The sequence below is a fragment of the Leucobacter sp. CX169 genome (assembly GCF_017161405.1).
In the GTDB taxonomy this organism is placed as follows: Bacteria; Actinomycetota; Actinomycetes; order Actinomycetales; family Microbacteriaceae; genus Cx-87.
This window is the reverse complement of record NZ_CP071051.1, coordinates 2527259-2541371: the sequence shown is the minus strand read 5'-3', so window position 1 is coordinate 2541371 and position 14113 is coordinate 2527259. Positions and strand designations below refer to the sequence as shown.

Here is a 14113-nt window from a genome sequence, read left to right as displayed (position 1 = left end):
CTTGTGGGCGCTGCTATAGCGAGCTCAGGCGGCCTTTGAGGTCGATCGGCGAGCGGTCTTTGCGCTGGCGGTCGTCGGAGCGCAAGCCGCCGACGTAGAGCCAACCGAGGAGCACCTCATTCGGAGATAGCCGGTGTGCGCGGGCGACCTCGGCTGTTCGAGTGAGGAGTCCCGTGCGCCACAGGACGCCCCAGCCCGCTTCGTCGAGCAGGAGGCTCAGGACGTGTGCGACGCCGGAGGTCGTCGCCTCCTGTTCCCAGAGGGGCACCTTGAGGCTCGGCACTGGCGAGCTCACGATGGCGATCAAGAGTGGCGCGCGCTCGGTCTTCGCGACCTGGCGCTCGATCGCGCGCTCTTCAGCGCGTTCCGGCGCGGACTGGGCGGCGGCGAGGGCCTCGCCCACCCGTGCACGAGCATCGCCGCGCAGCTCGATGAGGCGCCAGGGGCGCAGCTTCGAGTGATCGGCAACCCCAGCGGCAGCCTGCACGAGCTCGGCAAGCTCCTCATGGGTGGGGGCGAGGTCGGTGACCTTTGACCGTGACCGCCGACTGCGCACCGCGGCTAGGGCGGGCTGGGGGCTCTGTTCGTCGAAGTTCACGCGGATCACACCTTCGGGGTGCCGGGCTCGAACGTGAGCGCGAGCGAGTTCATGCAGTACCGGTCGCCGGTCGGCGTGCCAAAGCCGTCCGGGAAGACGTGGCCGAGGTGTGAACCGCAATTCGCGCAGCGCACCTCGGTGCGCGTCATACCGAGGGTAGTGTCTTCGATCAGCTCGACCGCCTCGGGGCGGATGCTCTCGTAAAAGCTGGGCCACCCGCAGCCAGAATCGAACTTGGTTCCGCTGATGAACAGCTCACTCTTGCAGGCGCCGCAGCGGTAGATGCCGTCGCGCTCTTCGTTCAGCAGTTCGCCCGTCCCGGGACGCTCGGTTGCCGCACGGCGCAGGATCTGGAACTCGTCCGCGCCGAGGGTCTCGCGCCACTCGTCGTCACTGCGCTGCACGGGGTAGTTGCCGGATGCGTCTGTCATGGGCGTGCCTCTCGCTTCGCGTGTCGGGCCGATGCTCGCCGACGGGCCCAGTGTACGCCGGTCAGTCGAGAGTCCGAAGTGCCGAAATTCGCTCGGAGGAGGGGCGGGATAGGGTGATATTGCGCCCCGGAGTTGACATGGCCTCATAAGGTCTGATGAAATTCATCTGACTAAGGTTCTCCTAACTTCGAGTTAGGGTCGCCTGTTCGACTCTCGGTGCCGGTGCTGGCGCCACCTTGCACGAGCGAATTTTGCTCCTGCAAGCCGCTTCGGGCACTGCCCGTACCTCTGAAGGGGTCTCCTCGACATGCCCGAATCCAATCGGACGCTGTTTGGTCGTGCGCGCACTGCGCTTGCCGCGGCACTCGTCACCGGCCTCTTCGCCGGATCACTCGTGCTTGGCGGCAACGCCGCATATGCGGCCGATGAGGTCGCCGCTCCGCCCGTCGCGACAGAGGCCCCGGCCGCCGTTGCGCCGGCCGACAGCGCCGATCCTGCTGCGCCAGTTGCGCCCGCTGCGCCCGAAGCACCGGCCGAGCCCGAGGCTCCCGCTGAACCGGAAGCGCCCCTCGCGCCCGCCGCCCCCCAGACTGCTGCTGAGGCCGCCCCGGCTGCCACCGAGGCGGCCCCCGCGGCCCAGTCGACCCCGACCCTCACCGTGACCCCGTCGATCGGGCTCAACCCCGGCGACACGGTTACCGTGCGCGGTACGGGGTACAACCCGGCGCAGGCGATCTACGTGACGCTCTGCACGGACATCCCGCTCGATCAGGTCGACTTCAACTTCATCAACAGTGGCTGCACTACGGGCGCGAAGCTGGTCTGGCAGAACGGCTCCGGGCGCGGCTTGGAGTTCGCGGCTGACGGATCCTTTGAAACCACCATCACCGTGAACCCGAAGGCGGGTTCGACCGCCGTCTACACGATCGCGAATCACACAGCGATGGGTGACCGCACGCAGGACGCGAAGGTGACGCTGCGCTTCGCGCCGAAGCTGACAGTGACGCCGTCGACGGGCCTCAATCCCGAGGGTGACACGGTCACGGTGCGCGGTACGGGCTACAACCCGGCGCAGGCGATCTACGTGACGCTGTGCACTGATATTCCGCTCGATCAGGTGGACTTCAACTTCATTAATAGTGGCTGCACTACGGGTGCGAAGCTCGTGTGGCAGAACGGTTCGGGGCGCGGACTTGAGTTCGCGGCGGATGGCTCGTTTGAGACGACGCTCCCTGTTTCTCCGAAGGCGGGTTCGACCGCGGTTTACACGATCGCGAACCACACGGCGATGGGTGATCGTTCGCAGGACGCGAAGGTGACGCTGGGGTTCGCCGCGGTTCGTCCGAAGCTGACGGTGACGCCGTCGACGGGCCTCAACCCCGAGGGTGACACGGTGACGGTGCGCGGCACGGGCTACAACCCGGCCCAGGCGATCTACGTGACGCTCTGCACGGATGTGCCGCTCGATCAGGTCGACTTCAACTTCATCAACAGTGGGTGCGCCACAGGCGCAAAGCAGATCTCTGCGGCTGGTTCGGGCCGAGGCACTGAGTTTGCGGCCGATGGTTCGTTTGAAGTGTCGCTCGCGGTGACCCCGAAGACTGGTTCGACTGCGGTGTACACGATCGCGAACCACACGGCGATGGCTGATCGTTCGCAGGACGCAAAGGTCACGCTCGGCTTTGCTGCGGTTCGCCCGAAGCTGACGGTCACGCCGTCGACCGGACTGAACCCTGACGGCGATACGGTGACGGTCCGCGGCACTGGCTACAACCCGGCCCAGGCGATCTACGTGACGCTCTGCACGGACATCCCGCTCGATCAGGTCGACTTCAACTTCATCAACAGTGGCTGCACTACGGGTGCGAAGCTCGTGTGGCAGAACGGTTCGGGGCGCGGACTTGAGTTCGCGGCGGATGGCTCATTCGAGACAACTCTTGCGGTGACTCCCAAGACTGGTTCGACTGCGGTGTACACGATCGCGAATCACACGGCGATGGCTGATCGTTCGCAGGACGCGAAGGTCGCGCTGGAGTTCGCTGTCCCGGCGAAGCCGGTCGTCACTGGCGCCGTGTCGGACGTCGCTGAAGGCAAGTCGCTCACGATCGCCGTCGATGGATCCGGTTTCGAAGCGAATGCTGCATACGTCGCGCTGATCGAGCGGGGTACCGAAGGGTCTCTCGACGCGAGCGGCGGATATGCCGCGTTCGCGCTGCCTTTCCCGGTGATCACCGACGGAATCCTCGACGTCTCGATGGTCGCGGAGAAGGCGAAGCTCGACCGCACCAAGCAGTACGAGGTGCTCGTGTGGAAGCAGCACACCGCGCCGATTGCGGAGAACATTTACGCCCGCGCTGACGTCGAGGTGAGCGACGCGAATTGGGATGCCATCTTCGGAAAGGTCGAAGGCCCCAAGGTGTCGGGCAGCGTCACCAAGGTGACTGATGGCACGTCATTGACGATCGGTGTCAGCGGCACCGGGTTCACCGAAACGACCGCCTACGCCGCCCTCATTGAGCGTGGCACTGAGGCAGCGCTCGGCCAAGACGGCGGCTACGCGGCATTCGCGATGCCCTTCCCCACCATCACCGACGGAGTCTTGAAGACCTCGATGGTGGCCGAGAAGGCGAAGCTCGACCGCACAAAGCAGTACGAGGTCTTGGTCTGGAAGCAGCACACTCAGCCCACGGCGGACAACATCCTCGCCCGCAGCCTGGTCTCGGTCAGCGGTGCGCAGTGGGACCAGCTCTTCGGGAAGGCTCCCGAGCCCAAGCCTCCGGTGACTCCCGCGGTTCCGGCCGGCCCGACCCAGCCAGGGTCGCTGACCTGGGGCATCTCATCCTCATTCGGTGCGTACGTCACGGGGAACACGGCGAAGGGATCGATCACGACCTCCGGTGCTGGCGGTGGGGCCGGTGGATACGTATTCCCCCAGTCGTCGAGCAGCAGCTGGGACCGCGCGAGCCAGACCGGCAGCGTGCAGTACTCGGGCGTCGTGAGCTACTCCGGACACCACGGACTGCTCAGCATGTCGGTCTCGAACCCAATGATTCGGGTCACCAGCCCGACGACCGGTCAGCTGTACGCGAATGGACAGCTGTTCGCGAACCTGAACCTAGGCGCAGCATCGCGATCGGTCGCGGCGGATGGATCGGTGACCTGGCGCAACGTGCCAGTTGCTCCGGCGGGCGCTGGTGCCAGCTTCTTCTCCTTCGGTAGCTACGCGATGGCGATGGACGGCCTGAGCTTCACGGTCGGCGCAGTCAACACCGGGATTTCCGGCGGCACGACCGTGGTTTCCCCGGCAGCACTCAAGTTGAACCGGCAGCCGGCAGCGGCCGCGCCTGCAACCACCGGCATCCGGATCCTGACGCCTGCCGACGAGCTCGTTGCGGGTGGCGCGATCGAGTTCGAGGCAAGCGGCTTTGAGCCGGGCGAGCGCGGCATCTTGGTCGTGCTCTACTCCGACCCGATCGTGCTCGACCGCAACGCCGGTGCCGACGCCAACGGTGTGGTGCGCTGGATTGGTACGCTGCCGAAGGATCTGACGGGCACCCACACGCTGACCCTGCAGGGAAGCACTGACGCCGGCGCGACGATCACTATCGCGAAGGAACTCACCAAGGAAGCCAAGGAGTCCGTGCTCACGTCTGACCTCGAGGTGCAGGATGGGGCCATCGCGGCAGTGGGATTCTCCGACTCGCCTGTCGCCGGTTCCGCGGCACTCTGGTGGGCTGCCGCGGCGGCCTTGGTGCTCGTTGCAGGCTCGCTCGTCGGCGTAGTGATCGCACGCCGCCGGGCCGCGGAGGCACTCGAACAGAGTGGCCCAGGTTCTGCCATTTAGGCTGGTATCGTCCAGCTCTTGAGTCGTAGGGATGGAGCGTGGCGGGTTTGCCGCCTCCATCCCTTGCCTCGGCTGGCCATTCGGCTCGTGGCTACGGCCAGAATCACCCCCGAACGACACGCTTCTTCTTCCCGGCGAACAAAGGATGCAATTCTCGTGAACGTACGCCCCCTCACCCGCAAGCTGACCGCCGTGCTCGGTGGGGCCTTCGCCGCTCTCGGAGTTGTTGCTGCCTGCGCTATGGCTCCGGCCGCCGTCGCAACGCCTTTGGTCGCCTCGCCCGCCGCCGGACCCGTGGCCTCCGAGGCTGGAGTTGGCTGCACGATCAGCGACGCGTCGCTGAGCTGGGGCGTGATCGAGCGCTGGCGTGCGTACATCACCGGCACCATCGCGAATGGCGACTGGACGTTGAACGACGGCGTCGAGTACGAGACCCCGGCGTTCCGCTGGGCGGCGGGATCCGGCGCACTCGAAGCCGATGGAAGCGGAACGATCGGATTCACCGGTGGCGTCCACTTCACTGGCCACGAGGGGCTGCTGCAGCTGGACGTGGCGAACCCGACGCTCGAGCTCGTCTCGCCAACCGAGGCGTACTTGCTGCTCGACCTGGCCTCGACCAAGCAGACTGGCGAGCCAGACGTCTCGCTGCCCCAGGTGCGCGCCGTCAAGCTCGACCTCACCGGAACGATTATCGTCAATGGCGTGACTCTCGAGATCGTCGACGCCCCAGGTCGCTTTACCGCGGAGGGGGCATCGGCATTCGGCGGCTTCTACGCGGCGGGCGAAGAAGTTGACCCGCTGAGCCTGACGGCGCAGGCCGAGGGTTGCGCGCTGGAGGCTGATGCCGCGGACAAGGCTGCGGAAGAGGCCCCAAGCGAGGTTGCGGAACCCGTGACCGGTGTGATTGAAGAAGAGCAGCCGGGAGTTCCGTGGCTGCCGATCGGCATCGGTGCGGTTGCGTTGCTGGTCATCGCCGGTGCCACGTTCGCGCTCGTGCGCAGTGGGCGAAAGCCGGCTGCTGCCGACGCCGCGGAATCGACGCCCGACGAGGCCCGAGGCGAGGCGCCGACCGACCCGAACGCGTAGCCACTCACGATTGACGGCGGCGGGAGCGAGCAATCGCGTCCGCCGCCGTTGTTCGTTTCCACCTTGCTGACTCGCATCGCACTACGAGGATGGCTGCTCTAGATACTCATCAAGCGATGCAGCGTGGCCCTATTGAACAATAATGTGCAACGCGGTCAGAACTGTCGAATGTGCGCTTGTGCATATGCACTCCTCTTGCCCGAGTCGGATAGATCTATGGTTCGTAGTTGGTACCTAGCAATTCCATCGGGTTGACCTCCTTCTCGATAGGCTGGGTCAATTGATGGGTGAAACTGTCCGAGACTCAGTGTGGAGGTAGTAGTGAATACGTTGAAGGTCGTAAGAAACCTCGTTGGATTTGTGTGGATCGGAATCACTGTATGGGGCGTAGTCTCGCTGTTCCAGGGGCAGTGGATTGCCCTGATCGTGTCGATAATCCTTTGGATTCTTTGCAGCATCGTCTTCGGCTCGCTCCACGGCAGCCTCCAGCGCGTCGAAATGTCAAACGTGACGCGGCTGCTCCAGATGATTGGGGAGCGTGTAGCAATTGGAGACTGGCCAGGGGCCCTTTCGCAATCGTCACGAGCTGTTCAGATTCTGAAGGCCAGCCGAGATCGCGACTCTGGTTCCAACATGGCCGGGCCGCTTGCATTCGCCCAGTTGAATCACGGACTTCTGCTGGGGGCTAACGGAGAGGTTGGCGAAGCGATGTCCAGTATTGAATTCGCGTCTGGGGCTCTGTCACGCATTGCCGCAAGCAATCCGCAGTTTGTGGACATGGCGGCCCTTGCAAATGCGGTTCGCGCGGAACTTGCCCAGAGCGCCGCGACGCCCCCGACTGCGGTCTTCCGGCAGGTTTCCATGGAACTCAATCAGCAGTTCTAATGACGCAAGTTGAGCCGGCGCACATTCCATCCTGAGGTGCTTTCGCCATACTTCGACATCTCATTCAAGAAGGCTTCGAACTTGACCAATCCTTAGGGCCAATCGAAAGACATGCGGCAGGTTAACGTCGACCATCGGTCCTGCTGCAATTACTTGCGGTGATCTATGACGGAACTGTAAATAGTTATTCAATCTTCCTGTGCCCCTGCGGAGGGTATGAGATTCCTCGCGCGGTCTTGTCTTGCCTGAAGCATTCGGGACAGTGGAGACAAGCTAATTGAGACATTTCCGATCTATTGTTCCGCTCCAGATCACGTCAACTGCTAACTGTTTGTCGAGGAACGGCTGGATGCTGCGGGTATTAGTGGGCACGGTGGAGCCCATTCGCGATGGCGTTGGTGATGAGGTCTTGCATTGCCGGCCACTCATGGATCAGCTGGCGGTAGCTGATGCGAATCACGGTGTAGCCGCGGAGCCGCAGTTGGGCGTCGTGGAGGTTGTCTGAGTCGCGCTGGGCTCCGACATGGTAGCCGCCGTCGACCTGGAGGACGAGTCGCTCTCCCAGAAGCGCATCGACGCGGTGCCCGAATAGCCAGACCTGCAACTTGAGGGGAACATTCGTCCAGCCGAGCCGCTGACGGAGGTAGGTCTCGAGCCCGGAATCTGCCAGCGGCGTCGCGTCGTTCAACACGTCTCGGGCGCGGGCAGGCAACGCCAGCTGGGAGAGCGAATGAAGATCGGTCAGCTTCTTGTTCAGGGCAGAATCCCAAATGGCGACGGCCTCTTCGTGCGGCACGCAGGTGGTGACGAGGACGAGGGTGTTGACCAGTGAGTCCTCGAGCAGGTCAGGGTGACGCGGGACGAGCGGCCTGTGGCGGTGGACGACCAAGCGGGGGTCATGAAGTGGTGGACCATTTGGAAGGGAAGCGACATGCGTCCGCTCTTCGCTGAACACCCAGAGTCCGAGCCGCTTTGCGCGGGAAATGCAGGAGATCGTCACGCTGTGTCGTGCGGCGAGCAGCAAGAGTGGATCAGTGTTGGGCAGGGCAACCCAACCTCTAGTCACCCGGAAGACAAGTGAGCGCGCGACTGCCTGAGCGATCTCGTAGCGGGTGAATCCCGACGTGAGAAGCGTCGCCGTGCGGGCGATGCCGCCGAGCTTTCGCAGTTCAGATGGAACGGACATTTGTCCAGTGTTCCCGGACTGGACGATCAGCAGTGGCGTTGGAGCGAAATTGTGGAGAGTCACTTGAAGGCGTCAGGTGTGAACGGGCAATAACACTTTCACTCAATAGTAGAAAAGCCGAGAATCCCCACGAGAACGCCGAATTCCTACTATTGAAGGCGGATCTACTATTGAGTGAAAATCAGGGTGCCCAGGGGACGCCGGGCCACCCAGCACCGCGCCACCCAGGGCAGCCCCACCACCCAGAACTACCTCAGCGGAAGTACGATCCCGCGACCAGTCACCGGGTGCGGGATCACCTCGACGGGGGAGTCGTACACCGCTGACACGATCGAAGCAGTCAGCACCTCGGCGGGCGAGCCGAGCGCCGCAATCGAACCTTGGCGTAACAGCGCGATGCGGTCGGCGTAGGCCCCCGCGAGGTTCAGGTCGTGCAGCACTACGATGACGGCGTCGCCCTCAGCTGCACGCGAGCGGGCGAGCGACAGCACGGACTCCTGATGCTTGAGGTCGAGCGCCGCGGTCGGTTCGTCGAGCAAGAGCACGCCGGTGCGGCCAGCGATCACGCGGGCGAACGCGGCGCGCGCCCGCTCGCCGCCCGAGAGCGACGGCACACGGCGGTTGCCCAGGTGCGCGATGTCGGCGGCCCCGATGGCCTCGGAGATTGCCGAGTTGTCGTCGTCCTCACGGGGGGTGCGCCGCCACGGCGCTCGACCCATCTCGACAACCTGGTGCACCGTGAAGGGGAACAAGACCTGGTTGTCCTGCAACAGCACGCTGCGTCTGCGGGCGAGATCGATCAGGGACCACGAGTCGAGGGTCTGCCCGGCGAAGTCGACATCGCCCGCATCGGCGACGAGGTCGCCCGAGAGCACGTTGAGCAGCGTGGACTTACCGGCACCATTGGGGCCGAGCAGGGCGAGCACTTCGCCGGCCTGCACGGACAGCGAGACCGAGTCGAGCAGGCGTCGGCCGCCGCGCGCGACCGTGATGCCGCGCATCTCGAACGCGGCCGTCCCCACAGGGACCGGTGTGGGAAGTGTGAGGTGTCGAGCCATTATCCCCAGCCCCCGCTCCGCTTGCGGGTGCGCCGCAGCAGCCAGAAGAAGAATGGTCCGCCGACGAGGGCGGTGAGCATGCCGATCGGCAGGTCGGCCATCGGCACCATCGTCCGCGCGGCGAGGTCGGCGAGCGACAGCAGCAGCCCGCCGCCCAGGGCGCTCGCAGTGACGAGCGGCAGGTGCGCCGGGCCGAGGATCATGCGCATGAGGTGCGGCACCACGAGGCCGACGAACGCGATGATGCCGGCGAACGCCACCGCCGCGCCGACGAGCAGCGAGACGAGCACGATCACGCCGATCCGGAGCGCCTCGACATTGACGCCGAGGTGCCGGGCGTTGCGCTCACCCAGCGAAAGCAGATCGAGCTTGCGGGCGACGAGGTACGACACGATGAGGCCAATCGCGACGACGGGGGCGACGACGAGGACCTGCTCCCAGCGGCTGCCAGCGAGGCTGCCGAGCTGCCAGAACACGATCTGCTCGCGCGACTGGGTATCGCCCAGGAAGGTCAGCAGCGCGATGCCGGCGCCCGCGATCGCGTTGATGGCGATGCCGGTGAGGATGAGGGTGACGACCTCGGTGCGGCCGTCGGCGCGGCTCATGAAGTACACGAGCAGCGTGGCGAGGAGGCCGGCCCCGAACGCGAACACGGCGACGGTCCAGTCGCCGAAAATGGTGAGGCCGAAGACGATGCAGATACCTGCGCCCACGGCAGCGCCGGACGAGACGCCGATGACGCCGGGCTCGGCGAGCGGGTTGCCGAACACGGCTTGCATGAGCAGACCCGACACTGACAGGGCCGCGCCCACGAGTACCGCCATCGCGACGCGGGGGAACCTGATTGCCCAGAGCGTCTGGTCACCCGCGGCGTGCTCGGGCAGTGGCAGCCAGGTGATTCCGATGCGGTGCAGGATTGAGCCGAGGACCTGATCCGGCGGGATCGCCAGCTGGCCTGTGCCGGCCGACACCAGGACGACGACAAGCAGTGAGACGCCGAGCGCAGTGAACAGAGCAATCACCGTGGCGGTGTGCCGCGAACGGGCGGTGACGGCGGTGCTCTTCATGACGCGGCGGGTGCTGCCTTCCTGGCAAATAATGGGGCGTGGGGGCCCTCTGTACTCTAAGGGCACGCCAGCTGTGTGAGCCCCGAGAATCCAGGGGTCACCACACCATCTTAGGCTAGGCTAACTTCTCGAGTCACTTTGGCTCGTCGCATGGCGTCCACGGCGGTCGCCGGATCGCGCATTGCGGTCTGGGAGTACCCCGGATCCTGCATTGATCGGCGACCAATCGAAAGCCGCCCCATCTCTATGTCGTATCGCCGCATCGCCCGCTCCGCCGCGCTCGTTCTCGTGCTTGCCCTCGGGGCTGGTCTGACCGCGTGCCAAACCGGGCCAACGCAGGCGACCGCCGACACCGCTGCAGCGATCGACTTGCCGCCGCTGTCGACGCTCACTCCGCTCGAGGATCCCCGGGCGTACCAGGGCCCGACGACCGCGGTGATCGGCGGCCCGACGCTGCAGCCGATCGCCGACAACCCCGAGGCCGATCTGCCCACGACGGTCGTTTCTCGCGACCGCGGCGGCGACCGCGAGATCGAGGTCACCGACACGTCTCGAGTGCTCGCGCTGTCCATGACGGGCACGCTTGCGGATCTCGTGCATGCCTATGGCCTGGGGGACCGGCTCGTGGGGCGCGACACCTCGACGAGCACCGAGGGCACCGCCGATCTGCCCGTGGTCACGAAGGCCGGGCACACGATCGACGCCGAGAGCGTCATCGCACTCGCGCCGACGCTCATCATCACGGACGGGTCGATCGGCCCTATCGACGTGCTCTTGCAGCTGCGCGACGCGGGCATCCCCGTCGTGGTCGTGACCAAGTCCGACGACTTTGACAGCACCTACACGGCCGCCCGCGAGGTCGCCGCCGCCCTCGGCGTTCCGGCCCTGGGCGAGCAGCTCGTCGCTGAGATTCAAACGGCGATCGCTTCCAAGATGCTTGAGATCAAGCCCCTCGTGCCGGGAGGTCTTGCCGACAAGCCGCGCGTCGCGTTCCTGTACATTCGCGGCACCGCCGGAATCTACTACCTCTTCGGTGAGGGCAGCGGAATTGACTCGGTCATCGAGGCGGTGGGGGCGGTCGACGTCGCAAAGGAAATCGGTTGGACTGGCATGAAGCCCATGACCGACGAGGCACTCATCGCGATCGACCCCGACGTGATTGTTGTGATGACCGAGGGTCTCGAGAGCGCGGGCGGCGTTGACGGGCTGCTCGAGGGCGTGCCGAGCGTCGCGTTGACGACCGCTGGCAAGAATCGCAGGATCATTGACGTGGACGACACTGCCTTGTTCGCGGGAGGCACCCGCATTCCCGATGTGCTCGATGGGCTGGCGCGCGCGCTGTACGCTCCCGATTCGCTGCCAGGGAAGCAGAGTTCTGCCGAGTAAGGTGGGAACGGTCTCGGGCGAGTGCCTGAGTGGGAGTGCAATCATCCGGAGGTACGCGCGTGGCGCAGAAGCAGAGCGCTGAATCCAGCGGTGAGGCCCGTGCGGCAAGCACGCGCGCCCCGCAGGATCGCTATGACCTGGTCGAGCGCAGCCACCGTGTCGGGGTGCACCGTTCGCCCGAGCGGGCGGGGTCGTTCTGGCTGCGCGCGCTCATGGTGCTGCTCACTGCCGCGGTGCTCGCCACCCTGGGTATTGTCTTCATCGTGATCGGGCCAGGCAACGTGCAGTTGCCCGGCGCGGTCGAGGAGACCAAGAAGCCGGCGCCCGTGCAGGTGGTCGGCGAGATCGACCCCGCCGCGACGATCGCGATCCTGAATGGCAGCCCGGCGGACGGACTCGAAGACAACGTCGATCAGGCGATCCGGACCGGCGCGCTGGGTGACGTGATTTTTGCTGGTGTCGCCGATCAGCGGGACGTGACGATCTCTGCGATCTTCTACGTTGATCCGAAAGACGAGGCATTCGCCAAGGGCCTCGGCGAGCAGCTCGGTGGCGCTTCGTACTACCTGCAGCCGGACTACGCGAGTTACGGCGCGCGGCTCATCGTGTTGCTGGGCAGCGACTACCGCGGCCCCGGCGCCGTCGAGATGCCGAGCGATACGCCCGCCGCGCCGGCGGAAGAGACGCCTGCCGAAGAGCAGCCCGCCGAGTAGGCGGCGCCGGACCTCCTCCTTGCGCTTGCACTCTCAGGGTGCGAGTGCCAAGATTGTGGTTAGCACTCCGATCTCTCGAGTGCTAATTCCACTCGTAACACCCTGGAGGATCGAGAACACTTATGGCTAAGATCATTGCCTTTGATGAAGAGGCCCGCCGCGGCCTTGAGCGCGGTCTCAACATTCTCGCCGACGCCGTGAAGGTGACCCTTGGTCCCCGCGGTCGCAACGTCGTGCTCGAGAAGAAGTGGGGCGCCCCCACGATCACCAACGATGGTGTCTCCATCGCCAAGGAGATCGAGCTGGACGACCCGTTCGAGAAGATCGGTGCCGAGCTCGTCAAGGAGGTCGCCAAGAAGACTGACGACGTCGCAGGCGACGGCACCACCACCGCAACCGTGCTCGCACAGGCACTGGTCCGTGAGGGCCTCCGCAACGTGTCCGCCGGCAGCGACCCCATCGCGATCAAGAAGGGCATCGAGAAGGCCGTTGCCGCTGTAACGGCGCAGCTCCTCGAGAACGCTCAGGACATCGAGACCACCGACCAGATCGCGGCAACCGCGTCGATCTCGGCCGCTGACGAGCAGATCGGCAAGCTCATCGCCGAGGCGATCGACAAGGTCGGCAAGGAAGGCGTCGTCACCGTCGAGGAGTCGAACACGTTCGGCACCGAGCTCGAGCTCACCGAGGGCATGCGCTTCGACAAGGGCTACCTGTCGGCGTACTTCGTCACCGACGCAGACCGCCAGGAAGTTGTCTTCGAGGATCCGTACATCCTCGTCGTCAACAGCAAGGTCTCGAGCATCAAGGATCTCCTCCCGGTCGTTGACCAGGTCATCCAGTCGGGCAAGCAGCTCCTCATCATTGCCGAGGACGTCGAGGGCGAAGCGCTCGCGACCCTCGTGCTCAACAAGATCCGTGGCATCTTCAAGTCGGTTGCCGTCAAGGCTCCCGGCTTCGGCGATCGCCGCAAGGCTATGCTGCAGGACATCGCGATCCTCACGGGCGGACAGGTCATCTCGGAAGAGGTCGGCCTGAAGCTCGAGAACGCGACCCTCGACATGCTCGGTCGTGCCCGCAAGGTCATCATCACCAAGGACGAGACCACCATCGTCCAGGGTGCAGGCGAGGAAGACGCGATCGCAGGTCGCGTCGCGCAGATCCGCCGCGAGATCGAGAACACGGACAGCGATTACGATCGCGAGAAGCTCCAGGAGCGCCTCGCGAAGCTTGCTGGCGGCGTTGCAGTCATCAAGGCTGGCGCGGCTACCGAGGTCGAGCTCAAGGAGCGCAAGCACCGCATTGAGGACGCAGTCCGCAACGCAAAGGCTGCTGTCGAAGAGGGCGTCCTGCCCGGCGGCGGCGTCGCGCTGATCCAGGCCGGCAAGGCTGTCTTCGCTGGGCTGAACCTCACCGGTGATGAGGCCGTTGGCGCTCGCATCGTCGAGGTCGCCATCGAGGCGCCCCTGCGTCAGATCGCGATGAACGCGGGCCTCGAGCCCGGCGTTGTCGTGAACAAGGTGTCGGAGCTCCCCAACGGTCACGGCCTCAACGCCGCGACGGGCGAGTACGGTGACCTGATCGCTCAGGGCATCCTCGACCCCGCCAAGGTGACCCGCTCGGCGCTGCAGAACGCAGCCTCGATCGCCGGCCTCTTCCTCACGACCGAGGTCGTTGTCGCTGAGAAGCCGGAGCCCGCAGCTGCAGGCGGCGGCGACCCCACGGGTGGCATGGACTTCTAGTCCAACCTGCGCATAAGCGGGGTAGTGGCCTTCGGGCCGCTGCCCCGCTTTTCGTATGCCGGAGCTTAGGCCGGTGTACGAGATCCAGAACTGACGCTCCGCTCTGGCGCAATCATC

General features: G+C 65.2%; 11 protein-coding genes. 6 read left to right on the top strand and 5 right to left on the bottom strand.

The genetic code is table 11. The annotated features are described in order from the left end of the window. Positions 1–13: 13 nt before the first annotated feature. Both JW030_RS11635 and msrB read right to left on the bottom strand, forming a co-directional pair. Entirely contained in the window at positions 14–598 is a 585-nt protein-coding gene (locus JW030_RS11635) for a nitroreductase family protein (protein ID WP_241095450.1), read from the bottom strand. Between the two features lie 5 nt (positions 599–603). Next, on the bottom strand, positions 604–1029 hold the full coding sequence (gene msrB / locus JW030_RS11630; protein ID WP_188045664.1) for a peptide-methionine (R)-S-oxide reductase MsrB: 426 nt from the start codon (positions 1027–1029) through the stop codon (positions 604–606). A 307-nt stretch (positions 1030–1336) separates the two neighbouring features. Here msrB and JW030_RS11625 point away from each other — a divergent pair, with 307 nt between their 5' ends. The 3 genes from JW030_RS11625 to JW030_RS11615 all read left to right on the top strand — a co-directional run bounded on the left by JW030_RS11625 (position 1337) and on the right by JW030_RS11615 (position 6844). Beyond that, positions 1337–4873 (top strand): HtaA domain-containing protein, encoded by a 3537-nt coding sequence (locus tag JW030_RS11625; protein WP_188045665.1) that lies wholly within the window; start codon positions 1337–1339, stop codon positions 4871–4873. A gap of 156 nt (positions 4874–5029) precedes the next feature. Beyond that, positions 5030–5959 (top strand): HtaA domain-containing protein, encoded by a 930-nt coding sequence (locus tag JW030_RS11620; RefSeq protein WP_188045666.1) that lies wholly within the window; start codon positions 5030–5032, stop codon positions 5957–5959. A 321-nt stretch (positions 5960–6280) separates the two neighbouring features. Further along, on the top strand, positions 6281–6844 hold the full coding sequence (locus JW030_RS11615; RefSeq protein ID WP_188045667.1) for a hypothetical protein: 564 nt from the start codon (positions 6281–6283) through the stop codon (positions 6842–6844). A 361-nt stretch (positions 6845–7205) separates the two neighbouring features. Here the strand turns inward: JW030_RS11615 and JW030_RS11610 are convergent, their stop codons facing one another. The 3 genes from JW030_RS11610 to JW030_RS11600 all read right to left on the bottom strand — a co-directional run bounded on the left by JW030_RS11610 (position 7206) and on the right by JW030_RS11600 (position 10155). Beyond that, positions 7206–8030 (bottom strand): endonuclease domain-containing protein, encoded by an 825-nt coding sequence (locus JW030_RS11610; protein WP_188045668.1) that lies wholly within the window; start codon positions 8028–8030, stop codon positions 7206–7208. 248 nt (positions 8031–8278) lie between these two features. Further along, on the bottom strand, positions 8279–9088 hold the full coding sequence (locus tag JW030_RS11605; RefSeq protein ID WP_188045669.1) for a heme ABC transporter ATP-binding protein: 810 nt from the start codon (positions 9086–9088) through the stop codon (positions 8279–8281). Next, entirely contained in the window at positions 9088–10155 is a 1068-nt protein-coding gene (locus JW030_RS11600; RefSeq protein ID WP_188045670.1) for an iron ABC transporter permease, read from the bottom strand. Before JW030_RS11600 ends, JW030_RS11605 begins: the two co-directional genes overlap by 1 nt. A 150-nt stretch (positions 10156–10305) precedes the next feature. On the opposite strand from JW030_RS11600, the gene JW030_RS11595 reads away from it, so the two are divergent. The 3 genes from JW030_RS11595 (at position 10306) to groL (ending at position 13996) form a co-directional block, all read left to right on the top strand. After that, positions 10306–11541, top strand: coding sequence for a hemin ABC transporter substrate-binding protein (locus JW030_RS11595; RefSeq protein WP_241095449.1), 1236 nt, complete (start codon positions 10306–10308; stop codon positions 11539–11541). 59 nt (positions 11542–11600) lie between these two features. Beyond that, positions 11601–12254, top strand: a complete 654-nt coding sequence (locus JW030_RS11590) for a LytR C-terminal domain-containing protein (protein ID WP_188045671.1) — start codon at positions 11601–11603, stop codon at positions 12252–12254. Between the two features lie 122 nt (positions 12255–12376). Then, positions 12377–13996 carry a chaperonin GroEL gene (groL, locus tag JW030_RS11585; RefSeq protein WP_188045672.1) on the top strand — a complete coding sequence of 540 codons (1620 nt, stop codon included), beginning with the start codon at positions 12377–12379 and terminating at the stop codon, positions 13994–13996. Positions 13997–14113: the final 117 nt, after the last annotated feature.